This window comes from Acinetobacter rathckeae (genome assembly GCF_015627125.1).
Taxonomy (GTDB): domain Bacteria; phylum Pseudomonadota; class Gammaproteobacteria; order Pseudomonadales; family Moraxellaceae; genus Acinetobacter; species Acinetobacter rathckeae.
Genome location: NZ_VTDO01000004.1, coordinates 96,724 through 121,220, shown reverse-complemented (window position 1 = coordinate 121,220; position 24,497 = coordinate 96,724). Strand labels below are relative to the sequence as shown.

Sequence of the window (24,497 nt, the reverse complement as noted above, 5' to 3'; positions counted from 1 at the left end):
GGGTGATTATGTCAACAACCGTTATTATTTTAGCTGCGGGAAAAGGCACTCGCATGCGTTCTTTATTGCCCAAGGTGTTACAACCTCTTGCAGGCAGACCGCTCCTTGCTCATGTGATTGAAACAGCCAAACAATTACAAGCACAAGATATAATTACAATTTTTGGCCATGGTGGCACATTCGTTAAAGAGACTTTTGCAACCGAGAACCTGACTTGGGTTGAACAAACAGAACAGCTTGGTACAGGCCATGCCGTACAAATGGTATTGCCTGTATTGGCAACCTCTGGCACATCTTTAATTTTATATGGCGATGTGCCATTGGTCAGTGCAAATACGTTACAGCGTTTACTCGATGCCTCGGTACAAACAGGTATAGGCATGATTACCTTAAATGTTGCAGACCCTACAGGCTATGGCCGAGTGGTACGCCATGACAACAAAATTCAAGCCATTGTTGAACACAAAGATGCCTCTGTAGAACAACAGCGTATCCAAGAAATTAATACGGGTATTTACTGTGTGAGCAACCAAAAACTACATGAATGGTTACCTCACCTATCAAATAACAATGCACAGGGCGAATACTATTTAACCGACATTGTTGCAATGGCTGTTGCAGATGGCTTAGAAGTCGCCTCTATTCAACCTGAAATGGCATTTGAAGTTGAAGGTGTAAATGACCGAGTACAGTTGGCAACACTTGAACGTGCGTATCAATCACACCAAGCACTGCATTTAATGCGTGAAGGTGTCACATTTGCAGACCCAAACCGGTTTGACTTACGTGGCTCACTTAAAGTTGGCCGTGATGTACGTATAGATACCAATGTAATTATTGAAGGCGACTGTGAACTTGGTGACGGCGTTGAAATTGGTACAGGTTGTATCTTAAAAAATACAAAAATTGCAGCATACACCAAGGTGCAACCGTATAGCATATTTGACCAAGCGATTGTTGGACAAACCAACATCATTGGCCCATTTGCTCGACTTCGTCCTGGCAGTGTATTGGCAGACCAAGTCCATATTGGTAACTTTGTTGAAGTGAAAAACAGCGTACTCGCCCAAGGGGTCAAAGCCAACCACTTTACCTATTTAGGTGATGCAACGGTAGGCAAAGACACTAATATTGGTGCAGGCACAATTACCTGCAACTACGACGGTGTAAACAAGCATAAAACTGAGATTGGTGAAGCCGCCTTTATTGGTTCAAATAGTGCTTTGGTCGCTCCAATTAAAGTAGGACATGGCGCAACCGTTGCTGCAGGCTCAACCATCACCCGTGATGTCGCTGACCATGCCCTAGCCATTGGACGTGCAATTCAAGTTGAAAAGCCAAATTATCAACGTCCGCAAAAAAGCAAATAAAGATTAAAGAATTAGAGGTACATGATATGTGTGGAATCGTTGGTGGCGTTGCAGAACGTAATATTAGTGAAATTTTAATTGAAGGCTTAAAACGCCTAGAATACCGTGGCTATGACTCTGCAGGCTTAGCACTCATTAATCAACAACACGTGTTACGTGAACGCCGTGTTGGTAAAGTGGTTAACTTAGAAGATGCCGTAACAACCAGTCAAATTACTGGTAGCTTAGGCATTGCACATACCCGTTGGGCAACCCATGGTAAACCAACTGAACACAATGCTCACCCACACCTTTCAGAAAAAGTGGCGGTTGTTCATAACGGCATTATTGAAAACTTTGAAGCACTAAAAAATGCACTTTTAGAAAAAGGCTATGTGTTTTCATCACAAACAGATACTGAAGTCGTCGCTCACCTTGTCACTGAAGCGTTAAAAACACATGCAACCCTATTAAGTGCTGTGCAATCTGTTGTGCCAAAACTCAAAGGTGCATTTGCTTTAGGTATTGTACATGCAGCCTACCCAGATGAACTGATTGCGGTCCGTGAAGGTTCACCATTAGTCGTAGGTGTAGGTATTGGCGAGCATTTTATTGGCTCAGACCAATTGGCATTACTTCCAATTACCAATCGTTTTATCTATCTTGAAGAAGGTGATATTGCCTATATTACACGTCAAGAAGTACGTGTTTTTGCAGATGGTGAGCATGAAGTAGAGCGCCCAATCAAAGAGTTAGATGCCACTGTAAGTCATGCCTCAAAAGGTGAATATAAACACTTTATGCTGAAAGAAATTTTTGAGCAACCTGAAGCATTACAACAAACCATCTCTCAAGCACTCAATGGTAATGCATTACGTGACGATTTTTTACAACATGCTGAAGCTGATCTAAAAGGGATTAAGCAAATACAGATTATTGCCTGTGGTACAAGTTATCACTCTGGGTTAATTGCTAAATACTGGTTTGAACAGCTGATTGACTTACCGTGTCAGGTTGAAATCGCTAGTGAATTCCGTTACCGCTACCCTGTCATTGTTGAAGACACGTTGTATGTGTGTATCTCTCAGTCGGGTGAAACAGCAGATACATTAGCCGCGCTTCGTGATACTCAAAAACGTGCTAAAGCAAAAGGCTTACGTATTTCAAGTATGGCAATTTGTAACGTAGCAACGTCTTCTATGGTACGTGAAACGGACTATCACTTACTGACATTGGCTGGGCCTGAAATTGGAGTAGCATCAACGAAGGCATTTACGACTCAACTGGCCGCTTTAATGCTATTTATTTTAAAAATTGGTCAAGTACAAGGGCGTATTACTGAGTCTGACTTAGCACAAATGATTGAAGATTTATGGCATTGTCCAAAAGTCTTGCTCAACACATTACAACACAATGCTGAAATTTTACATTTATCTGAGCTATTTGTAGAAAAGCAACACTGTTTATTTTTAGGGCGTGGAACGAATTATCCTATCGCTTTAGAAGGTGCTTTAAAACTGAAAGAAATTTCATATATTCATGCTGAAGGTTATGCTGCAGGTGAACTTAAACATGGCCCATTGGCATTGGTAGACAATGACATGCCTGTGGTGATTTTAGCACCGAAAGATGACATGCTTGATAAACTCAGATCAAATATGGAAGAAGTACAAGCGCGTGGTGGTGAACTGTTTGTATTTGCAGATGAAAACAGCGGTATTTCAGATAAAGACCGTCAGCATGTGGTTAAAGTGCCTAGCATTAGCCACTGGTTAAGTCCGATTATTTATAGTGTACCTGTGCAATTACTGTCATATCATGTTGCTGTACTACGTGGTACAGATGTAGACCAACCACGTAATTTGGCGAAGTCTGTTACCGTTGAGTAGGTTTTATCGGTGAAATTGATTCTTGTATGAAAGTATCACACTAGATTATTTGTTTTATAAACACCTGTTATGCTCATTTTAAATGAACACAACAGGTGTTTTTTTATGCTTTTAATCCAACAACAGAAATGGATCAAAGATGGCCGAGGTAATGGTGAGTTGTCATCGTATAAGCCTTGGCTCACTGTTCGTGATCTATCATCAAGTTTATAACCATAAAACGAAGTGGACACATCATCTACGTTCAGACTTAGGGCTCACTATTTTCTTCATTTTAGAATAGAATCCCTTGATTCAAGATAAACGAAAACAACTTCCTCTCCGAATAGAAAAAATTACCGAGTTAACCTTTATTCCACACCCTCATTAGAGGCATTAAGCTAACTAGGGCGTGTCCTCATTTTTAAGAAACTGCCTCGCTATAAATACAGTTAATTACACGTCTTATCATTTAAAATTTTTTCTGGGTAAAGTAAATAATTCACCACCTTTTTATCAATACAAGGATCGACATCACTAAGTACAAACGTATGCCCATCATTTTCACGAGTAATTAAATAACTATTAAACGCTTTTGCCATGACCTCTGCATTTCGGTAAGGTGTTGTTGGATCATAGCGTTGTGCAACGAATAATAACTTTGGCAAAGCCGATGATGCCACGGGGGTATGTGGTTTATCTTTTCCACGATAGGGCCACAGGTCACACATCTCTAATGGATATTTATGATTGGGTAAATAGTCTGCAAATTGCGATGCCTTATTAATTTCTTGGCGTTGTTTTCGCAATACATTTATATCTGCAGAAGGGTTTGAAACATCAGCACAAGTAATCACGCTGAGCGTACTATCGACATCTTCTGAATTATATTCTTGAATGAGATCAGATAATTCTTGACTTGCTATACCATCACTTATATCTGACAACATCATCACTAAGTCAGACCAGCGATCATTCAAAACCAGTAAAGAATAAGTCGTATTCAAAACTTTATCTGCGGTAATCTCATAACCATCTTCAGCAATTAATGGATGATCATGTAAGTGACGTAATAGCATTTGATATTGTTGAATGGCTTGATCTGGTTTCCCACTGATCGCACAGTGAGTTGTTTTTTCACAGTACCGTGCAAAGCGTTTGAACCCTTGTTTAAATGCTTTTTCTTGGTTAAGTCGCTGAGTAAAATCATCTTCAGCAAGATCAACAACACCATCGAGTACCAAAGCACGTGTTTTTTCTGGAAATTTTTCAGCATATAATGCGGCTACTTTTGTACCATAAGAGTATGCAACCGCTGTCAACTTAGGTTCATTTAAAGCCTGACGAATCATATCTAAATCATTGACGGCTTCTTCAGTCCCAATATGTTGTAGTACATCTGCACCTGTTTGCTGAATACAACTCGATATTAAATTCCGTGTTTGTCGCTCAGCATCAGCGATATCATCATTATATTTTAATTGTTGTTCACTTGTCGCATTCACCTCACAAGAGATTCGAGGTATAGACTCACCAACACCTCGAGGGTCATACCCAATAATATCGTAGGACTCCCGCAATTTTCGTACACTTGGGTCTTCACCTAGAGAAGGGTTTATACCTGACTCACCTGGCCCGCCACTAATCATTACTAAACTCCCTTTTTTCACTTTTGTGGCAGGGAGTAATGTAAGTGCAAGTTTGACTCTACGGGTATTTCTTTGTGACGGATGAAGAGAAGATTGGGAGTAAGCTAAAGGTACATCTAAAAAGCCACAGCGTAAATTTCGTGGAGGCTTTTCATCAAACCAATGTGTAAATTGATCACTGCGACAAGATTGCCAATGAATATTAGGTTCAATGGAGATATTGTTTGATGAAGCTACTTTAGCATAGGTGGGAGCTGTTATCGCTAGAAGAAATATAGACAAAACAGAGCGTGCGTAAATGCCTGTAAAATCGCTCAGTCTAATTTTCATATTCGCCATATATATCACCACTTCATCAATATATTAATTTGAATTACAGATAAGCACAGCGGTTGAAAAGTAAAGCTTCTACGGTCTTTGCACAATATAATGACACTGGCCTAAATATTTATCAGCATATAGGATATTAATCCTTTTTTTGTATAGACGATGTTTTTTTCTGAAACTTGTAGCGATTTTTTGGGTATGACATGCTTTTCATAGCACAATCATCATAAATGGAAAAAACCATTATGTACAAATCCTACTTTACAGCAACTTGTAGGCAAAATATTTATCTAAAGTCATGACACGATATATTTATGGGCTGGTTCTACGACTTATTAGATAAACCTTTTGACCTATTCAGGTTAAATAGAATAAATTTATGAGAAATAGTATTTCGACGATTTAGGATCATTCAACTCATCCTAAATCGCCTCTTTAAAGTGCTTTTAGTTTTGTTTTAATTTCAAACAGCGTTGTACAAAGATAAAAATAGCAACCATAAACAATGCTAAACCAAGATAATCTGCAATGTGATCCCAATTTTTTAATGGAATCGCAAGCGGTGCATCTGACCCGCCTGTACCTGTTGAAATCACAATCAGGATGGCTAAAATCACGCCCATTAAGCTTTCACCCACAATTAACCCCGCAGCAAATAACGTGCCTCGTTGTTCTAGTTGCTTCATTGTGTGTTCTTGCTGTTCTAGGGCTGTACGTTTTTTCACATACTTTTTAATCAGCCAAAACATGACTGCACCAATAAACAAAGGCATATTTACACTCGGTGGCAAATAAATGCCCATGCCAATCGCCAACACAGGTAAACCGATTTTATTGTGGCTAACTCTTTTTAAAACTAAATCAATTACGATACACGCCACACCAATCATGACACCAATAAAAATATAATTCCATTGCAGTTGATGTGAAAAAATACCCTGTGAAATGGTTGTCATTAAGAGTGCTTGTGGTGCTGCCAATGCTTGAGATGGATCCATATTGGCACGTGGCATCGCACCAGAGAAACCGTATGCGTGATATAGCAATTCCAATAAAGGAGAAATCACCAATGCACCCACAATACTACCAATAATTAAAGCAACCTGTTGGCGTTGGGGGGTAGCATGAATAAGATAACCTGTTTTTAAATCTTGTAAGTTATCGTTAGAAATGGTTGCCACAGCCAATACAGCTGACGTACCAAATAAAGTCAGTGCTGTAAGAAACTTCACCCCATTGGCAGATGCAGTTAAATTTTCAACATGCCCCACCATGAGTAAAATCACGGCAAAAACTAAAACGGATAAAATACCAATCCCTGAAATTGGGCTTGAAGATGAGCCCACTAAACCTGCCATATAACCACATGCAGCCGCAATTAAAAAACCAATGACAAATGTAATGAGCGTCATGAGCAATACCAGTGCCCATGCCATTTTTAGGTCTAAGCCTGAGGTTGCAACAAAAGAGTAAAAGGTGGCAAATAAAATAGCGACCATCAAAGTTGTGATGGCTAACATATATTTTGGACTTAAATCACGATCTGCTCGTACTACATCTTGCTGTGACTGTTTAACCGAAGTATATGCTGAAATAGATAAACGAATGCCTTCAACCATTGGCTTAAACAAAATAAGTAACGTCCAAATTGCTGCAATACCAATGGTTCCCACACCAATAAAACGAACTTTAGACACCCATAATTGCTTGGCAAATGCTGCCATTTCCATGTGTTCGGGTTGTGGCACAATACTGCTCAACACAGGAACAGCGATTCCCCACGCAATAAATATTCCTAGAAATATGGCACAGCCTGCGGCAAGACCCATGAGTGAGCCCGCACCAAGAAGTGCTAAAGAAAAGCCCATAGGCAGTTGAAAGATTGCTGTACCTGATTTAAACCAAAAACTGGCACTGTCTGAAATAACCCTAAAACCACTGTTGAATAAACTGGTTACTGCAGCTAAAACACCACCAAATAGAATTTCTTTGGCATGATTTTGTTTTGATTCAGTGTTTTTTTGATGGCTATCTTGCAATAACTCACCTTGCTGATTTGCAACACGCCCGACTGCACCTGCTTTTAAGATTTCAGCAGCTGCAACACCTTCAGGGTAAGGTAGGTCACTTTTAACAACCATGACATGTCTAAGCGGTACTGTAAAAATAACACCTAAAATACCACCACTTAAACATAACAGTGTGGTCTGCCAAAATGGAAAGTCTTGCCAATACCCCATCATTAATAGACCGGGAATGACAAAAACAACAGATGACAAGGTACCTGCAGCGGAAGCCTGAGTTTGTACAAAGTTATTTTCTAGAATGTTTGAATCTTTCGCATAGCGGAGTACCGCCATTGAAATGACTGCAGCAGGAATAGATGATGCAAAGGTCAGTCCAACTTTTAGACCTAAGTAAATATTAGATGCCGTGAAAATAATCGTGATTAAAATACCAAGAATAACCCCACGAAGTGTGAACTCTTTATACCCTAAATAAGGGTCTGTATATTTTGATGAATTGAGCATTCTATTTGACCTCTATTTTTATTTAAATTTAAATGATTAGTCTTAATCTAATCTTGTAAATCATTGTATTATTTCTTAAATATCTTGAGACTAAGTAATACTTATAACAAGTGATGACGTTTTTTATTTTCAATTCATCTTTTCACTTTGCATTTATAAAGTAAACCAAACCAGCAACGATTTAATAGATTATTTAGTTTTAGTCTTTTTAATATGAAGTGATACAGGCAGGTTTTAAATATCATTATGGCTCTACATTTCTCTAAAACATAAAGCCACACGACACGGCGTAATTAAGAACACACCGCATCTTTCACCTGTAAAGTCCCTTGTTCAGATGCAAGCACTGTATCTGAAATGGCTGTGGTTACTCGTCCAAGTGCGACTTTAGATGCACTGACCATATCTGGCACTTCTGCTTTATTGGCAATAGATTGATTAAAAGCCATACGACAACTCAGTGGTCGGTGATTCTGTAGTTTTGTAGTCGTTGCTTGAGCTGGCTCAATTGGTTTAATTATCCATGTTACTTCTACTACAATCTCACTATTGTCTTGTGCTGTATTGGCTTTAACAATATCAAAGCGTGAAAAATTAACACCTATCCGATACACCGTATTGGTACTTGGCAAGCCACTACTATAACGATCGACGGCTCCAAGTTGCTGTTGAAGCCCTGAAGACAGGCTGTCATGCAACTCGGCAGAAAGAGGAGATGTCCATCTGTCATTGTCTAAAATCTTAGACTGCCCTTGCTCTGTATTCACCATAATAGAGGGACGGTCTAAGCGGTCGGGTAAACTTACAGGTAAAACTTCAATCACACGTAAGCTTGCACCTTGTACTGCTGTCACCCGTGGGGCAAGCGTATAGTAATTGGGGACAACTGAACTGGTACACCCTGTTAAAGCAAGCATAAACATACTTAACATAGGCAATGTCATATGAAAGCCTAAACTTCCCTTTCTTACGTGGCGGTTTATTTTATTTGGCATTTTTAACTTCTCCTTTTTTACCACGAATCAAGGCTTCAGGATGTTCTTCAATATAATCAGCCATGAGCTGTAATGAGGCTGCTGTACGCGTAACTTGCTGTAATGCTTTACGTAAGTCTTGTTGCATTGGGGCATCGCTCGACAATACAGATTCTGTAGACTGCATGGTTTTACGTGCATCATTTAATGTCGCTTGAAAGTCAGGGGCAACTTTGCTGTCTAGTTGCTTCACCAACTTGTCTGTTGAATCAATAGTATTGTTCATACTTTTTAAAGTTTTACGAACATCTGCACCAATTTCATCTATTGGGAATTTGCTGACTTTACCTGCAATTTCAGATACTTGTGCCTGCAAACTATTCAGCTCAGGCGGTATTGTCGGCACTTCAACCAAACCATCGTCATGGTGTATGAGTGTGACAGGTTTAGCTTTAGCGAACTTATCAAATGCAATATAGTTTTGCCCTGTAAGTAAGTTACCCGTACGCATTTGGGCACGCCAGCCTTGCTGAATAAAGCGTTTGAAAATTGTGCCTGCAGGGTCTAGCTCTTTACCATGTGCTAAGCGAGATGGATAAAGCACAGCATCCACGCGCATACGCAACTTGCTATAATCGGGGTCAAATTCAACATTAATCGCTGTCACATCACCAATATTAATACCCATAAAGTCAATTGGTGCACCTGCACTCAGACCACGTAGTGAGGTGTCAAAATACATCACAATTTTATGCGGTTTACCATCGGGTACTTTTAAGGCATCTACTTTGGTATTCCATAGCGTAAACTGGCTATTCTTTGGAGCAATCTGAGCATTTGAGTTATCTGGATAACCAAACGCAACACCACCCGTCACAATACTGGCTAAAGATTGTGTATTTAAGCTAAACCCTGAAGCATTCAGGCTGACATCAACACCACTGGCCTGCCAAAAACGTGCATCTGTGGTGACAAACTTGTCATAAGGGCTTCGAATAAAGGTTTGCATTTCAACATGCTTACCATCTTCAGATAAGTTGTAAGCGGTAATTTGTCCAACATTCATTCTTCGATAATAAATAGGTGAACCAATATCTAAAGAACCTAAATTGTCTGCGGTAAGAAAAAATACTTTACCCGGCACATCAGAAGGTACAACGGGTGGTGTTTCTAGCCCTACAAAGTTGGTTTGCTCATCAGATGCTTTACCACCATCGACTTCAATATATGACCCAGACAACAATGTATCTATACCCGACACGCCTGTTGTACCAATGCGTGGGCGTACCACCCAAAAACGTGAATCTTTTGCAGCAAAGTTACTGCTGTCTTTACTCAACTCAATTTGAGCAATCACATGTGTGTTATCTGGCGCAAGTTTAATTTGGCGTACAAGCCCAATATTCACTTGCTTATAACGTACATTGGTTTTTCCTGCTTCTAATCCGTCTGCTGTTCTAAAACTGACATCAATGGTTGGGCCTCTTTCCCACACCGCTTTAACCGCCAATGACAGTGCAATCAATAAGGCAACGATTGGAATGAGCCAAATCCATGACATTTTATAGCGTGGTTTCTTTTTTTTAGGCTCAGGAATCTGCGGTTGCTCAGTATGATGCTGTGCATTGCTGGTCGAATCTAGGCCATGATCAGTATTTATATTTTCAGACATATTATCGTTCATTCAATGATTTGGAATGGGGGGCTTCAGCATGTAATGTGGTATCTGTTGCGTGGGTTTGTGTATTATTTTGCTCAGATGTACGAGCATTTGCGTGATAGTTATCCCAAATCATGCGTGGCTCAAAACTCAAAGAGGCCAGCATGGTCAAAATGACCACTGCCCCAAAAGCAACTGCACCAGGGCCTGCTAAAATTGTGGCCAATGATTGAATTTGAATGAGTGCGGTCAGCAAACTAACCACAAAAACATCAATCATTGACCAACGACCAATAAACTCTACAACTCGGTATAAAATACTGCAATGTTTTGGGCTAAAATTCCACTGTTTTAAAGATTGCATGTAAATACTAAATAATAAAAAGCTCAGAATAAATAGCTTGAGTAACGGAATAAATATACTGGCAAGAAAGATCACTGTTGCCACGAGGTAGTCATGTGTTTGCCAAAAATAAATCACACCACTCATGATGGTGTCTTTTTGACTCCCAAAAATTGAGTTTGTAATGGTCATGGGCAATACGTTTGCAGGAATGTATAAAATGCTCGCTGCAATTAAAAAGGCAAATGTTTTTTGTAGGCTTTGTGGCTTACGAAAATGTAAAACGGAGTGGCATCTTGGACAATACTGTGGTTCAGCGCTTTGGTTCTCATCTGTTATATCATTGATTTGATTTGCATGGCTTAATTGCCCACAACAGTGGCATCTCATTAAAGACAAATCACTTGCACGGGGGTAATAGGTCTGCTTATTTTTCATGGTAAATACCTATCTATGGCATTCCATGTGTCTTGTACTTTAATGTCATTTAAATAGACCATAAATAAACTCAGTAATGCAAAACCCCACAAGGCAATTTCTGGAATCACAATCACCATGCTAATAAGTTTGACTAAAGTGACTAAAATACCAATAAGAAAGACTTCTACCATGGCCCATACTCTAAATAGGAACAATGTTCTGAGTGCAAAAACCATAAAATATGGTCGTCGCTTGAGCCAACTCACATTTAAAAAGACATACAAAAGCAACATTAAGTTAATGAGTGGCACAATAAATGTGGTCACCATTAAAATAATACCCACAATGGCACGATCTATTTGAAACATGGTCCACGCTGCACCGAGCAAAGTGGTTTGCATGCTATGGCCTTGTACTTCAATTTTTATAATTGGAAAACTATTGGCCACAATAAAAATAATCAGTGCAGTAAAGACTAAAGCAATAATCGTATTAAAAGGTTGTATTTCTTTATAAATTTCAGCACCACAGCATAAGCAACATGCTTTTTCGCCCTTAGCTAAAGGCACTTTTAAATAGAGCGTGTCGCATTCCTCACAGCTGGAAAGTTGCGTTAAATCTTCTAACACCTGAGGGCTGTTTTCACTTGCTGATGTGTCTTGCTGATACGTTTGGGTCATATAATAGATACACCCCGATTAATTTATTTTCATTAAGAGATTGTTATGTGTTTTATTTAAACACACATTTATAGACAGTTGATGATTATGAAGACTTTTTTGCACAATGCATAGATTTGGCACTATCCAAAAATTAAGCATCATTCAGTGATATATAAAGTCTATAAGATAGTAGGGTAAATATTGGCTGTCACTTCAACACTCATATAAAACGAGGTACAGATATACTGATTAGATCGAATAAACATCTTCAGTAAAAAGTTACTCAGTATCTGATTATTCATGAGTATGTAGTGTGTTAGATTAAAATATCTAAAACGTTTAAATGAACCATAAATGATGAAACACATAGGACGTTGTTTGTGTGGTGAGGTTCAATTCTTAATAAAAAAAGAGATTCAAGTGATCTATCACTGCCATTGTAGTTTATATCGTAAGCAAAGTGGCACAGGTGCAAATGCAGCGACACTGATCAATGAAAAGCACTTCGAATGGTATTGTAACACAGAGATCATTAAAACTTTTAAAAAGAACACAGGCTTTACTTGTTGTTTTTGCAAATACTGTGGCTCACCTGTTCCAAATAAAGTTGGAAATACTGAATTTGTGTGGATTCCATTAGGATTATTAGATGAAATTCCAACAGTAACTCAACGATTAGGTTTCTGTCTGCATTCAAAAAGCAGTTGGGCGCCTATCATTTCTTTCGATCAAGAATATATTGATTTACCTACACAGCAAGAACTAGAACACTATTTTCGCTCGCTTTGACGACTAAATAGAACCTTCTTTCTCAATCACCAGTACTCTTGCTTCACCTTGAGGGTGAGCAACATGCTCTGTACCTACACTGGCAAAAAATATATCACCCACATGCAAACGTACATTTTTTATGAAGTGATCTTCTTTATAATGCATATCAACCACACCATCAAGTACAACAAATACTTCCTCACCATCATTCACATGCCAAATATATGGCTGATTGGTCCAATGTAAGCGAATCGTCGTAGCATCAAACTTTGCAATATCGAGTGCATCCCATGCTTTATTTCCTGTAAATGTCTTACTTTGAGTAATTTTCATGTATATGCATTCCAAGTGGCTTGAAGAAGAAAGTAGCCGTTATTCATTTCTATGTTACTGAATCTACGATGCACGTAAATTTAAATACTGCGATGATGACCCATCATTCTTTTGAATCGTACTTACATCGCCTTCAATACCACCGAAGATACAGCAATATGATCTCTTTATTTCACGCACTCGATGGCCTTAAGGTAAGTGATATCAAACGAGGAGGAAGGCTAGACTAATGAACCAAGCTTTCCCCAATCACCTTGAGCAAGTTCGTACTTTGTCCAATAATAGCAGTACGATAACTTTCGTATCGTGCATCTGTAATGGCGTTATCATCACGAACACCACCACCATTTTCTGCTGTACCATCGTAATAATAGTTCATCACAGGTACGTGTATATGACCTGCTGGAATATGAAGCCCCATGACATCACGTAACAAGGTATTTCTATACCCAGACTCATTCGATAGATAATCACCGCCACCACCTCGTCGAGCACACCACGTAGGATCAGGGTCTTTTACCGTAGAAAGATCTGGCATTTTATTCACTACACCATGCCATGGCTGAGTAAGTGTGCTAGATACACTGCAATTTGGGAAGTACGTATAATTGGTATGCCATGTGACATCAAAGCCTTCCAAACCTTCACTTTTTGCACCAATTGGACGAACAATACCACTTTGCGTATGGCTTTTTAGGATTTTTTCATAAGGAAAAGAGGCTTGAGTAAACTGTGGCGGTGAATTTTTTATCCACTGCGACAGCGTGTTCGAACCGTACCAACGTTTTTGCACAACAATATTACAGCCTGCTCCTGCTTGCGTGATTGGCATAGCACTCAGCCCCACTTGTGTACCAACTGCAAAGGTATCTTTTGGTAATCCATTCGGTTGACAGTAAATCACACCATCATTACCTGCTGATGTGCCGTGGTAGCGACCATTGTATTGTTCAAGCCAAAATATATTACTGGCACCCTGACTTAGGGTAATCGAAGCATCAACACGTTGAGGGCCTTGTTTGAACCATGGGCCTAATGTGTCTTCTTGCATACCTTTGGTAAATGGATCATAACTTACAGGTAAAATATACGACTCGATATGTAAAATAGAACCATCTGAAAGGGTAAATTCTTTGCCATCTAAAGCCAATGCAATTGCACCTGTTGGATTGCCATTTCTCAATCCTGTATTGGCATGATCTGGTGTCCCCAGTGTAAATACATCGAACCCACTAATAATCATACGGCGGTACACTTTACCGCTCTCGGTCTTCCCTTGAGGCAATTGAATGTCAGTTTGGCCACGTGATGCTTTTTCAAATTGCCATTGTAGTTGCTCTTTTTGTGAATGACTCAGCGTAAAGCTCGGTTGCCATTGCCGTAAAATTTTCGTCATTTCAACACGTGTCCAATACAACATACGATCTTCACTGGCAGGTAGGGTTTCAGTGGCTTTACTCACTCGTTTACCCTGAGCACGATCTACAGCAGCACGCCAAAGTGCATGGCCTGACTGAGTCACCACTTGCATGGCTTGATTAAAGTTGCTGACATTTGTTGTGCCATCTGTACCACAAAGAGAGGCTTTAAATACTAGGGAAAAATCTTCAAAACCCGCGCCATTGATAATACGTGTTGCCAATGCTGTTGAATCTTTACCAACAACATTCTCACCAGAATAAGGTAAAGGAGTTTCAAGACGACGTTCTTCGTAACTGAGTGGAACTGCTGTATTCCATGTACACGTCGATTTATTTGGAATTTTAGAAATCGTATGATGGTTTATATCGTTTGTACTACTACACGAAGCTAAAACAGCTAAAGAAATGAACGGAATCACACATGTGTATTTCTTTTTCATGAATAAATATCCACTGTATTTTGTTTGTTATTAATATATTAATTTGACGATAATAATACATATTTTAAGCAGATTTCAAAAACTGCACCAACTTCTCTAAAAAAACATCACACTGTTGTAGCTGACTCAGCTCAATATATTCATTGGGTTTATGTGCGACTTCAATGGACGCAGGCCCACACACCAATACAGGACAATCAAGTGCATCAAAAAACAAGCCACCTTCTGTACCAAAAGAAATTTTTCCTATTGTGGTACTTTCAGGTAAGAGTTTTTTTACGCTATGAATAATCGGTGTATTTTTTGCGGTGGCAAGACCTGAATAATTGTTTACTTCTTCAATATGAATAAATTTTTTAAATGTACTGTGTTCTAAAGAAGCAGCTATTTTTTGTTGAATGTGATGACTACTGTCTTGTGCAATATGGCGAATTTCATAGTCGACAATACATTCATTTGGCACAATATTAAGTGCTTGTCCCCCATGAATTTTCCCAATATGCAACGTGGTATACGGAATATCATAGTCTGCATCTTGTGGATGTTGCTGTGTGATCTCTTGTTGCATGTTTATAATGGCATTCATCAGTGCATTGGCGGCATGTATGGCACTGCTGAAATGGGGTGCTAATGCAGAGTGTCCTTCTTGCCCATGACACAGCGCTTTAAAAACTGATTTGCCTTTATGCCCCAAAGCCATTTGCATTAGAGTCGGTTCACCAACAATACACAATAACGGCGTGACCAAATATTCAGCCAGCTGAGGCAAAATATCTCGCACGCCAATACAACCAATTTCTTCATCATAAGAAATACACAAATGCAGTGGTCGTTTTAACTGTGCTTGTTCTACAGACAACATCACTGCCATGGCACAGGCAATAAAGCCTTTCATGTCGGCGGTACCACGCCCATAAATTTTATTGTCTTTTTCCAAAGCAACAAATGGTGGGCTATGCCAGTCTTGGCCGTCTACAGGCACCACATCACTATGTCCAGACAATAAAACACCTGCGACATCTTGTGGCCCTACACTGGCAAATAAACAAGCTTTATTACCTTGGTCATTCAACTTTACCCGAACACGAATACCATGTTGTTCAAACTGCTGTTGCACAAAATAAATTAAATCTAAATTACTTTTATATGATGTGGTATCAAAAGAGATCAGTTGTTTTAATAGTGCTTGAGAGACTGTATTTGACATTAGCTGTCCTTTACACGAATGTGTGGATCATAAAAATGTGGGGCATCCATTCCTGAAATATATTGGTCAGAAATAAAGGCACGACATCGGCTAATAAATGCCTGAGCAACCGTATTGAGTACCGCATTTTTTGCCGTAGCAAGACCAATTTGCATGGGACGCTGCTCACCAGAAATACGTACACGTACCAGTTGCTTACCATCTAAAGAGTAATTGATTTTTGGCCTTACATTTAAAATACTGTAACCAATATTATTGGCGACCATGGCACGAATCACTTCCGAGCTTTTAGAAGTTTTGACAACATTTGGACTGAGTTTTTTTTGCTTAAATAAAGAAATAAAATAGTCACTACTGTATGGCATATCTAACAATACCATTGGATGCTCAGCTAACTCTTCCATTGTCACCGCAGATGCCTCTGCCAAAGGATGCTCTTTACTAAATAAAGCATACGGTGGCAAACTTGCCAGTGGCTCAAAGTGGATCAGATCATGGTCTATATTTAAATCATAGGTAAGCACCACATCTAACACATTACGCAGTAAACCACTGAGTAAAACCTCTTGGTCTCCCTCACAGACATCTAACTGAACGCTTTTATATAAATGCGCAAACCCGTGAATAATTTCGGCATACAGCATCGGTGCAAAGGCAGAAAAACAGCCAAGCTTGAGTGGCCCTCGAATTGAACCTGAGTAGTTGGCAGCCAAAGCATATAAATTACCTGCACGGGCTAAAATCTCTTGGCACTCTTTCATCAGGTGCTCGCCCACATTGGTTAAGATCAGCCCTTTGGCATGTTGGCGTATAAAGAGTTGTACTTGTAATTCAGATTCAATATGGGCAATGGCCGCTGAAATAGACGGCGATGACACATGGATTCGCTCAGAAGCAATAATAATACTGCCACTTTCTGCGGTCGCCACAAAATACTCAATTTGACGCAGTGAAATACGGTTTAGCACGTGTGTTTATATCCAAAGATTAAAATTTTTATAAATTGCCAGCGACTCCAAAACTTTGTGCAGATGACGGATCTAAAGCACGTATCACATAGTCTTCCACTTGTGGCTCATACAGCTTCCAAATCTGATACAGCGCAGCAATGGGGTCATGCTCAGACCAATCTACCCGTAAATCTATAATTGGCCAATCCACTTTATCGACCACCAATACGCCTGCCGAATGCACAGGCCCTGCTTCACCACCTGCATCTACTCCTGCTTGCATGGCCAATAGCAGTCGCTCAGCTAAAGAGCCCTCACTGTGTTCAAAAGCTTGGCACATCACTTCAGGAATATTTGCATGCTTGAGCATATTGCCTGCACAAGCGACTTGATGACCTGTATGTGTGGCATAAATGCCTAAAGTTTTTTCACCACTGTAGGTGGCAACTTGCCCTTGTGTATTGAGTACCATAAGTTGCCGATAATCAATAAATTCAGTGTTTGCCACTAACTCATGTATAGCACTTTCTGGCTCAATATCAAAACGCACTAAATTAAGTAAAACTTCTGATAAATTTGGGTCGGTAATGTTTTGACTGACAGCCACCCCAACACCTGCTTTGGCACGAATACATCTGGCAGCCACTGCAGGGGATGAAGAGCTCACGGCAGCACCCATCTGCCCTGTTTTTTGGCAACGTGCAACAATTGAAAATGTCATATTTTTATATCCAAATTAGTCAGGGATTACCGCTGTAGCATCAATTTCAACCAACCATTCAGGACGTGCCAATGCAGATACGACAATCCCTGTAGACACAGGAAAGACCCCTTTTAACCATTTCCCAACCACACCATACACCGCTTCACGGTAGCGTGGGTCGATAATATAAATGGTGATTTTACAAATATCTTCTAATTCCCCGCCTGCCTCTTTGAGCAACATGTCTATGTTGTACATGGCCTGCTCGGCCTGCCCTTCAACATCACCAATGCAGACACTCTCCGAAGTATCTAGGTTTTGCCCAATTTGTCCTCTTAAAAAGACCATACTTCCACGGGCGACCACGGCTTGGCAGAGGTCATTATTTAACTTTTGTTCTGGATAAGTTGTTTTAGTATTAAATGGACGAATCCGTGTGTGTTTCATGGGGCGATCCTTTTATTTTCATCACTGTTTTTCTTAGTATGCAATGCTGTCACGGTAAGACAATTTATATTTTCCGTGCCTATACTTCGGTTAATCCGTATTAGCACTTTATTTAAGTCGAAGACTTCCGCTTCGTTTTTTTTGATGCAACTGTTTTGGATATGTGATTTTCATTTTATGCCACAAATTTCTAATATCGGAATCAAAGAAAATAGAAAGTAAGTCATTGAGGATAAATAGATGCAATTACCCCAAAGTATAGACACAGTCGTGATTGGTGCTGGGCAAGCTGGCATTGCCATGAGCGAGCATCTGACGGCATCAGGTACAGCGCACATTGTGCTAGAAAAAGCACGTATTGCCGAAGCATGGCGTAGTCGCCGTTGGGACTCTTTGGTGGCCAATGGCCCGTGTTGGCATGACCGCTTTCCACATTTAGATTTTCCCAATGCAGGTGATGAATTTGTACCTCATAACCAAGTGGCTGACTATTTTGAAGCCTATGCCAAGCAGATTGATGCACCTATTTTCACCAATATTGAAGTGTTAAAAGTTTCAAAAGTAAAAAATCAACCCAAATACAACATCAAAACTTCGCAAGGTTCGCTCACTGCAAAACGCATTGTGATTGCCACAGGCCCATTTCAAAAAGCAAGCATTCCACCCATTGCACCCAAAGATTCAACGCGATACCAAATCCACTCAGACCAATACAAAAATGCCCAGCAATTGCCTGAAGGTGCAGTATTGGTGGTGGGTGCAGGTTCATCGGGCGTACAAATTGCCGATGAACTAAACCGTGCAGGTAAAAAAGTGTTTTTATCTGTGGGTAAACATGAGCGTCCACCACGGCGTTATCGTGGACGTGACAATGTATGGTGGTTAGGGGTACTTGGTGGCTGGGATGTAGAAAAACCCAACAATGGCCCATTAAAAGGCTTTGCTGTGAGTGGTGCACATGGTGGACATACCGTTGACTTTAAAAAATTAGTACAGCAAGGCATTACCCTTGTAGGAATGACTAAGGAATTTACAAACAATACCGTCACCTTCCAAGAAGATTTGGCAACTCACATTCATGAAGGTGAAAAATGCTATTTAGAACTACTTGATCAAGCGGATCTTTTTATTCAAAACAATGGACTCTCTTTGCCTGAAGACCCTGAAGCACGGATCATTTTAGATGACCCTGCGTGTGTCACCCACCCTATTTTATCGCTCGATTTAGCCAAAGAAAATATTACCAGTATCATTTGGGCTTCGGGCTTTCATTATGACTATGATTGGTTAGATATAGATGTCTTAGATGAATTATCACGTCCGAAACATCGTAACGGTGTGACTGATGTCTCTGGGGTGTACTTTCTAGGCTTACCGTACCTGACAGGCCGAGGCTCTAGCTTTATTTGGGGGGTATGGCATGATGCCAAACGCATTGCAGACCATATTGCCATTCAAAAAAGCTACTTACAGTACCAACCACCGCACACAGATTCATCTGACATGCTCAGCAGTAAAGCACTCAAAGGCAGAGGCTAAAGTGGATTGGTATCACTTTCAGTACCGCCTATGTATCACTTTTGATGACAATTTACAGGATCTCTATACAACAATACAAAATAAAGCTAGTTATCCCATCTCAATAGGTGAATGATGAAATAAATATAAAAATAGTCCTTTTCAAAAGGAAGTCATACAAGGAGACAGTCTCATGAGTGATCATAAAGTCGCGGATGTTATCATCGAAGTCTTGCAACAAGCAGGCGTAAAGCGTTGTTATGGTATCGTGGGTGATACCCTCAATTACGTGACAGAGTCCATGAGTAAAAGTGATATCGAATGGATTCACGTACGACATGAGGAAGTGGGTGGTTTCGCTGCTGGTGCGGATGCATTGCTGACCGGACAACTCACTGCATGTGCTGGCTCATGTGGTCCGGGAAGTTTACATTTTATCAATGGGTTATTTGAATCGCATCGCAATCGTGCCCCTGTTATTCTTATTGCAAGCCAATTATCAACGGAGAGCGCAGGGTTTACCGATTTTCCACAATATGTTGATTTTAAATCTGTCTATGCCAGTACATCTGTCTTTTGTGAGGAGATCACTCAAGCCTCTCAAGCACGGCATATTATGACACTGGCGTGCCAAACAGCACTGAATAAACGTGGTGTTGCTGTAGTGATTGTTCCTGTAAATATTAGCCAAGCCATTGCAGCATCTGGGCTACCCTTTGTTCCACATCGTGCAAGCCCTGATATTTTACCCAATAAAACTGAACTTCAAGCGATTGTAAAACTCATTTCACAGCATCAAAACATTGCGATTTACGCAGGCGCTGGCTGTGAAGATGCACATGATGAGGTGGTGAAATTCGCTGAAGTACTCAAAGCACCCATTACTCATACGTCACGTGCCAAAGATTTTATTGAATATGACAACCCGTACAATATGGGCATGACAGGAATATTTGGGAGTAAAGCAGGCTATCACACCGTGATGGATTGCGACTTATTAATTTTATTGGGCACCGATTTTGCGTGGGCACAATACTACCCCAACCATGCCAAAGTCTTACAAATCGACTTAGATCCTACCCACCTTGGTCGCCGTCATCCAATTGATTTGGGTGTAGTTGGTAAAATTTCATCGACTTTGCGTGCATTAATCCCTTTACTTGATGTTCGAAAAACTCAAGACTTTTTAGATTATGGTTTAACCTTAAAACAAGCCAGTGAAGAAACGCGACGTAAAGAAGAGCGTATAGGAAAAAATGGATTAATCCATCCACAATATTTGGTGTCATTAATTAATAAATATGCCGATCAAGATGCTGTATTTTTTGCTGACGGCGGTTCACCCATGGTGTGGTTATTGCGCCATATTGACGTAAATGGCAAACGTCGGACGTTTACTAGCTTATTACACGGCACAATGGCAAATGCCATGCCACAAGCTCTAGGGGCACAAAAAGCCTACCCTAAACGTCAAATTATTGCGTTATGTGGCGACGGTGGGATTGCCATGTTGCTCGGTGACCTGCTCACAACAATTCAAGAAAAACTCCCCATCAAAATTGTGGTCATTAACAATAGCTCTTTAAATTTTGTTGAATTAGAACAAAAAGTTGAAGGCTTGCTAGACCATTATACAGATTTAATCAACCCTGATTTTGGCCAATTGGCACAAGTCATTGGTCTGTATGGGCAAACAGTCACACAAGGTGAAGGACTCGAGCATATTGTTGAAGCGTTTTTAAAACATGATGGCCCTGCATTGCTAGATGTACACACCAACCCTGTTGAATTAGTCATGCCACCCGACCCGCACTTGAGTCAAGTTTCATCGACATCATTATATGCGGCTAAAGCTTTACTCTCTGGTCGTGCAGGTGATGTTAAAGACTTGTTGGTCAATAATTTCATTAAATAAAATGATTTTATGTGCGTCCATTCATATGAGTGCTCATAGATATTGAGATCATTAAAATGGACTCACGCTGGGAAAATTGAATATTGATAGCTATTCAGCATCAAAATCATGTCACTCAAAATATAAATACATGGCAAAACGTGTGCATAAAAAATCTATGCACACATGATTGGTATGCCAATATAGATCAAAGATCTAAACTAAGTTTTTAGCAACGCCTGCAATATTTGAGTTGATATTGTCTTGTAAGATGGCAAATAAACGCTGTTGTGCTTCATCGGTTGCCCAAGCAATATGTGCTGTTATCAGCACATTTGGGTGCTGCAGTGTAAGGAGTGGGTGATGCTCTGGCGGTGGCTCAACATCTAAAACATCTACCCCCAAACCGCCAAGTGTATTGTTATTTAATGCCTCAATGACATCATTGTTATTGAGCAGACCACCACGCCCAACATTCACCAAAATACAGCCTTTTTTGAGTCGGCTGAGTACCTCATGATTGATTAAACCTGAGGTTTGAGCATTTAACTCACAGTGCAGTGACAAAATATCGGCCTGAGTGATTGCCTGCTCAAAGGGCACGTAGCCCTCACGGCACACTTTAGCTCCCTGACGCTCACTAAAAACCACCTGCAGACCAAACGCATGTGCTTTTTCTGCCAAAGCCAGACCAATTTCACCCTTTCCTAAAATCACTAACGTTTTACCTTTGAGCTCACGAATGGGGGCTGCTAAATAAAATGAAGTTTGACCTTTAGACCAGTCTCCCGTACCTACTGCGTTGATTTGTGATGAAAAGTTTTTAATTAAATGCATCATCATTAAAAAAGCATGCTCAGCAACTGCATCACCTGCATAGCCACGAATATTACACACTTTTATATTTTTCGATTGCAGTAAAGGGACATCTATATGATCAAAACCTGTAGAACATAATGCCACTAATTTTAAATCAGGGTTATTGTCTAGCACCTGCTGATCTACAGTTAAGTCACTGACAATAATCACATCTTGCTGATGCACTTTGTCATATAACTCCTGCTGTGTTAAGCAACCATACTCGGTATATTCAACTGGAAAATCAAAATGAAAAGCTTGATCTAGCAGAATATCTTTTTCTACACATGTTATTTTCAAGGGGGTCATCGCAACATCAACTCATTTTTTTTAATTCAACTTATTGGCAGTATTTCATACCATAAGTTGAATGAATAGTTCCTTTGTCATTATGATTTTTTTTGAACTTGTGCCATAAATGTTTTAATTTCATCGGCGGTTGGTGCAATCAAATCATACTTTTGAATCAGTGCATCATATTCACCAGAGGCTTTCATTTTTTCTAAGCCATCATAAACACGGTTATATGTTTCTGTATCCCCTTTACGTACCACAATCCCCCCAATAAATGGAAAGAATGGCTCAGTCGATGTAATTTCTACACGGTTATTGAGTTTTTTTACGGCTGTTTTGGCCACACTGGTGTCGTCATACTGTGCGTCTGCTGCCTTAGCAAGTACCGCTTGAATGGCTTGTGGTGAAGTATCAAACTCTCTGACGGTTATGGCAGCTTTGCCTTTGGCAAGACAGCTTTCTTTGGACATTTGGTTCAGTTGATCGGGGAACAATGAGCCTTTTTGTGTGGCAATGGTTTTACCACATAAATCATCACGCACTTTTGGTTTGTATATAGAGTCACTCAGTACCACCACCGATTCTGTCGACTTAAAGTAGGGAATCATATCTACTTTCATCAAGCGTTCAGAAGTAATATACATACCTGAAATCACTGCATCAAATTTCTTGCCTTCTAAACCTGAAATCAGGTTAGAAAAACGCGTATCTATAAAATCTGCACTGGCATTGGATTGTTTAAGAATGCCATTCATCAGATCTATGTCAAAACCTTCAGGTTTATTATCAACCATATATTCAAATGGAGGAAACGTAATATCTGAACCCACTTTTAAAACCTGTGCTTGTGCGACATCAGGCTTGGTTTCTTGTGGTGTGGCCACTTCTGTTTTTCCACATGCTGTTAACCCACTGACAAAAAGTATTGCCCATAACGGACTTAAACGCTTACTCAAAATATGCATAAAAAGACTCTCCAAAATTCTTATTCAATGAATTACCCGACCCCGTATCTCAAGTTATAGGTCATCTCAATTAAAAAAGTAATTTTGAAATTCTTATGTAGGGTTATGAAAAATCCGATGCAAACTTTCATCAAAAAGTACATAAACTAATAAGCAATATGAAACGGAAACAGAAAAAATGGACGAAAAACAAATACGCATTGATTTAGCAGCCTGCTTTCAGTTATTTGCAAAACTTGGCATGCATGAAGCGGTTGCCAATCACTTTAGTGCGGCTGTGTCAGAAGATGGTAAAACCTTTCTGATTAATCCCAAATGGAAGCATTTTTCAACCATTCAGCCCAATGATTTAATTTTAGTCAATGCAGATGATGAGACCCTTCTTGATCATCCACATATTGACCCCACTGCATTGGCTATACATGGGCAAATTCACCAATTACGCCCAGATATTCGCGTGGTACTTCATTTGCACCCCATCTATACCACCGCCATTGCATGCCTAAAAAATCCACAGATTTTACCTATTGACCAAAATACCGCCCGTTATTTCAACCGTGTTGCCTATGACGAACACTACGGTGGTATGGCAGACTCAAAAGCGGAAGGGCAACGGCTAGCCAACTTATTAAAAGATAAAAAACGCCTACTGATGGGAAATCATGGTGTACTGATCGGCTCACACTCTATTGGTGTCGCTTTTGATGATATGTACACCATAGAACGTGCTTGCCAAATTTTATCGATTGCCTATGCCACACAACAACCACTCAAAATACTCAGTGATGATGTGGCCGAAAAAACTGCCCTCGATTGGGACAGTATTGAAGACTTTAGTGAAGCCCATTTTGAAGAAATGAAAATGATGCTAATACAAGAGAATACTCTGTTAACGACCATATAATGCAATGAA

20 protein-coding genes are annotated in these 24,497 nt (G+C 40.0%); 6 read left to right on the top strand and 14 right to left on the bottom strand.

The annotated features are described in order from the left end of the window. Nucleotides 1-8 precede the first annotated feature (8 nt). Together glmU and glmS are read left to right on the top strand one after the other, a co-directional pair. A complete protein-coding gene (gene glmU, locus I2F31_RS08135; protein WP_195768714.1) occupies nt 9-1,370 on the top strand; it encodes a bifunctional UDP-N-acetylglucosamine diphosphorylase/glucosamine-1-phosphate N-acetyltransferase GlmU in 1,362 nt (453 codons plus the stop codon). Between the two features lie 26 nt (nt 1,371-1,396). Beyond that, nucleotides 1,397-3,238: a glutamine--fructose-6-phosphate transaminase (isomerizing) gene (gene glmS / locus I2F31_RS08130; RefSeq protein WP_195768715.1), complete on the top strand. Its 1,842-nt coding sequence runs from the start codon at nt 1,397-1,399 to the stop codon at nt 3,236-3,238. A gap of 431 nt (nt 3,239-3,669) precedes the next feature. Here glmS and I2F31_RS08120 read toward each other — a convergent pair whose 3' ends face one another. The 6 genes from I2F31_RS08120 to I2F31_RS08095 all read right to left on the bottom strand — a co-directional run bounded on the left by I2F31_RS08120 (nt 3,670) and on the right by I2F31_RS08095 (nt 11,801). Beyond that, nucleotides 3,670-5,205 carry an alpha/beta hydrolase gene (locus I2F31_RS08120; protein WP_213014838.1) on the bottom strand — a complete coding sequence of 512 codons (1,536 nt, stop codon included), beginning with the start codon at nt 5,203-5,205 and terminating at the stop codon, nt 3,670-3,672. Nucleotides 5,206-5,639: 434 nt separating this feature from the next. Continuing rightward, on the bottom strand, nt 5,640-7,724 hold the full coding sequence (locus I2F31_RS08115; RefSeq protein ID WP_195768724.1) for an OPT family oligopeptide transporter: 2,085 nt from the start codon (nt 7,722-7,724) through the stop codon (nt 5,640-5,642). A 293-nt stretch (nt 7,725-8,017) separates the two neighbouring features. Then, the gene (locus I2F31_RS08110; RefSeq protein WP_195768725.1) at nt 8,018-8,719 is read right to left on the bottom strand and encodes a PqiC family protein; all 702 of its coding nucleotides are present in this window, start codon (nt 8,717-8,719) and stop codon (nt 8,018-8,020) included. Next, nucleotides 8,709-10,370, bottom strand: a complete 1,662-nt coding sequence (locus I2F31_RS08105) for a PqiB family protein (protein ID WP_195768726.1) — start codon at nt 10,368-10,370, stop codon at nt 8,709-8,711. The genes I2F31_RS08110 and I2F31_RS08105 overlap by 11 nt, the downstream gene beginning before the upstream one ends. 1 nt (nt 10,371) lies before the next feature. Next, a complete protein-coding gene (locus I2F31_RS08100; protein ID WP_195768727.1) occupies nt 10,372-11,139 on the bottom strand; it encodes a paraquat-inducible protein A in 768 nt (255 codons plus the stop codon). Beyond that, complete coding sequence (locus I2F31_RS08095) at nt 11,136-11,801, bottom strand: paraquat-inducible protein A (protein ID WP_195768728.1); 666 nt, start codon at nt 11,799-11,801, stop codon at nt 11,136-11,138. Before I2F31_RS08095 ends, I2F31_RS08100 begins: the two co-directional genes overlap by 4 nt. A 339-nt stretch (nt 11,802-12,140) precedes the next feature. On the opposite strand from I2F31_RS08095, the gene I2F31_RS08090 reads away from it, so the two are divergent. After that, complete coding sequence (locus I2F31_RS08090) at nt 12,141-12,572, top strand: GFA family protein (RefSeq protein WP_195773800.1); 432 nt, start codon at nt 12,141-12,143, stop codon at nt 12,570-12,572. 3 nt (nt 12,573-12,575) lie between these two features. Here I2F31_RS08090 and I2F31_RS08085 read toward each other — a convergent pair whose 3' ends face one another. The 6 genes from I2F31_RS08085 to I2F31_RS08060 form a co-directional block, all read right to left on the bottom strand. Then, nucleotides 12,576-12,887, bottom strand: a complete 312-nt coding sequence (locus I2F31_RS08085; protein ID WP_195768729.1) for a cupin domain-containing protein — start codon at nt 12,885-12,887, stop codon at nt 12,576-12,578. 226 nt (nt 12,888-13,113) lie between these two features. After that, a complete protein-coding gene (locus I2F31_RS08080; RefSeq protein ID WP_213014837.1) occupies nt 13,114-14,748 on the bottom strand; it encodes a hypothetical protein in 1,635 nt (544 codons plus the stop codon). Nucleotides 14,749-14,812: 64 nt separating this feature from the next. Continuing rightward, nucleotides 14,813-15,955 (bottom strand): acetylornithine deacetylase, encoded by a 1,143-nt coding sequence (argE, locus tag I2F31_RS08075; RefSeq protein ID WP_195768730.1) that lies wholly within the window; start codon nt 15,953-15,955, stop codon nt 14,813-14,815. After that, nucleotides 15,955-16,923, bottom strand: coding sequence for a LysR family transcriptional regulator (locus I2F31_RS08070; RefSeq protein WP_195768731.1), 969 nt, complete (start codon nt 16,921-16,923; stop codon nt 15,955-15,957). The genes argE and I2F31_RS08070 overlap by 1 nt, the downstream gene beginning before the upstream one ends. Before the next feature lie 28 nt (nt 16,924-16,951). Next, entirely contained in the window at nt 16,952-17,626 is a 675-nt protein-coding gene (locus I2F31_RS08065) for a DUF1028 domain-containing protein (protein ID WP_195768732.1), read from the bottom strand. A gap of 15 nt (nt 17,627-17,641) precedes the next feature. Beyond that, on the bottom strand, nt 17,642-18,055 hold the full coding sequence (locus I2F31_RS08060; protein ID WP_195768733.1) for a RidA family protein: 414 nt from the start codon (nt 18,053-18,055) through the stop codon (nt 17,642-17,644). A 240-nt stretch (nt 18,056-18,295) separates the two neighbouring features. On the opposite strand from I2F31_RS08060, the gene I2F31_RS08055 reads away from it, so the two are divergent. Both I2F31_RS08055 and I2F31_RS08050 read left to right on the top strand, forming a co-directional pair. After that, a complete protein-coding gene (locus I2F31_RS08055) occupies nt 18,296-19,594 on the top strand; it encodes a flavin-containing monooxygenase (protein ID WP_195768734.1) in 1,299 nt (432 codons plus the stop codon). A 172-nt stretch (nt 19,595-19,766) separates the two neighbouring features. Beyond that, nucleotides 19,767-21,488 carry a thiamine pyrophosphate-dependent enzyme gene (locus I2F31_RS08050; RefSeq protein ID WP_195768735.1) on the top strand — a complete coding sequence of 574 codons (1,722 nt, stop codon included), beginning with the start codon at nt 19,767-19,769 and terminating at the stop codon, nt 21,486-21,488. Between the two features lie 195 nt (nt 21,489-21,683). Here the strand turns inward: I2F31_RS08050 and I2F31_RS08045 are convergent, their stop codons facing one another. Further along, nucleotides 21,684-22,634, bottom strand: a complete 951-nt coding sequence (locus I2F31_RS08045) for an NAD(P)-dependent oxidoreductase (protein ID WP_195768736.1) — start codon at nt 22,632-22,634, stop codon at nt 21,684-21,686. Between the two features lie 80 nt (nt 22,635-22,714). After that, complete coding sequence (locus I2F31_RS08040; protein WP_195768737.1) at nt 22,715-23,584, bottom strand: ABC transporter substrate-binding protein; 870 nt, start codon at nt 23,582-23,584, stop codon at nt 22,715-22,717. A gap of 178 nt (nt 23,585-23,762) precedes the next feature. Between I2F31_RS08040 and I2F31_RS08035 the strand changes: the two genes are divergently transcribed. After that, nucleotides 23,763-24,488, top strand: a complete 726-nt coding sequence (locus tag I2F31_RS08035; protein ID WP_195773727.1) for a class II aldolase and adducin N-terminal domain-containing protein — start codon at nt 23,763-23,765, stop codon at nt 24,486-24,488. Nucleotides 24,489-24,497 lie beyond the last annotated feature (9 nt).

Coding starts and splice junctions, on each gene's coding strand:
- glmU (WP_195768714.1), top strand. CDS start 9: ATGTCAACAACCGTTATTATTTTAGCTGCGGGAAAAGGCACTCGCATG.
- glmS (WP_195768715.1), top strand. CDS start 1,397: ATGTGTGGAATCGTTGGTGGCGTTGCAGAACGTAATATTAGTGAAATT.
- I2F31_RS08120 (WP_213014838.1), bottom strand. CDS start 5,205: ATGGCGAATATGAAAATTAGACTGAGCGATTTTACAGGCATTTACGCA.
- I2F31_RS08115 (WP_195768724.1), bottom strand. CDS start 7,724: ATGCTCAATTCATCAAAATATACAGACCCTTATTTAGGGTATAAAGAG.
- I2F31_RS08110 (WP_195768725.1), bottom strand. CDS start 8,719: ATGCCAAATAAAATAAACCGCCACGTAAGAAAGGGAAGTTTAGGCTTT.
- I2F31_RS08105 (WP_195768726.1), bottom strand. CDS start 10,370: ATGTCTGAAAATATAAATACTGATCATGGCCTAGATTCGACCAGCAAT.
- I2F31_RS08100 (WP_195768727.1), bottom strand. CDS start 11,139: ATGAAAAATAAGCAGACCTATTACCCCCGTGCAAGTGATTTGTCTTTA.
- I2F31_RS08095 (WP_195768728.1), bottom strand. CDS start 11,801: ATGACCCAAACGTATCAGCAAGACACATCAGCAAGTGAAAACAGCCCT.
- I2F31_RS08090 (WP_195773800.1), top strand. CDS start 12,141: ATGAAACACATAGGACGTTGTTTGTGTGGTGAGGTTCAATTCTTAATA.
- I2F31_RS08085 (WP_195768729.1), bottom strand. CDS start 12,887: ATGAAAATTACTCAAAGTAAGACATTTACAGGAAATAAAGCATGGGAT.
- I2F31_RS08080 (WP_213014837.1), bottom strand. CDS start 14,748: ATGAAAAAGAAATACACATGTGTGATTCCGTTCATTTCTTTAGCTGTT.
- argE (WP_195768730.1), bottom strand. CDS start 15,955: ATGTCAAATACAGTCTCTCAAGCACTATTAAAACAACTGATCTCTTTT.
- I2F31_RS08065 (WP_195768732.1), bottom strand. CDS start 17,626: ATGACATTTTCAATTGTTGCACGTTGCCAAAAAACAGGGCAGATGGGT.
- I2F31_RS08060 (WP_195768733.1), bottom strand. CDS start 18,055: ATGAAACACACACGGATTCGTCCATTTAATACTAAAACAACTTATCCA.
- I2F31_RS08055 (WP_195768734.1), top strand. CDS start 18,296: ATGCAATTACCCCAAAGTATAGACACAGTCGTGATTGGTGCTGGGCAA.
- I2F31_RS08050 (WP_195768735.1), top strand. CDS start 19,767: ATGAGTGATCATAAAGTCGCGGATGTTATCATCGAAGTCTTGCAACAA.
- I2F31_RS08045 (WP_195768736.1), bottom strand. CDS start 22,634: ATGACCCCCTTGAAAATAACATGTGTAGAAAAAGATATTCTGCTAGAT.
- I2F31_RS08040 (WP_195768737.1), bottom strand. CDS start 23,584: ATGCATATTTTGAGTAAGCGTTTAAGTCCGTTATGGGCAATACTTTTT.
- I2F31_RS08035 (WP_195773727.1), top strand. CDS start 23,763: ATGGACGAAAAACAAATACGCATTGATTTAGCAGCCTGCTTTCAGTTA.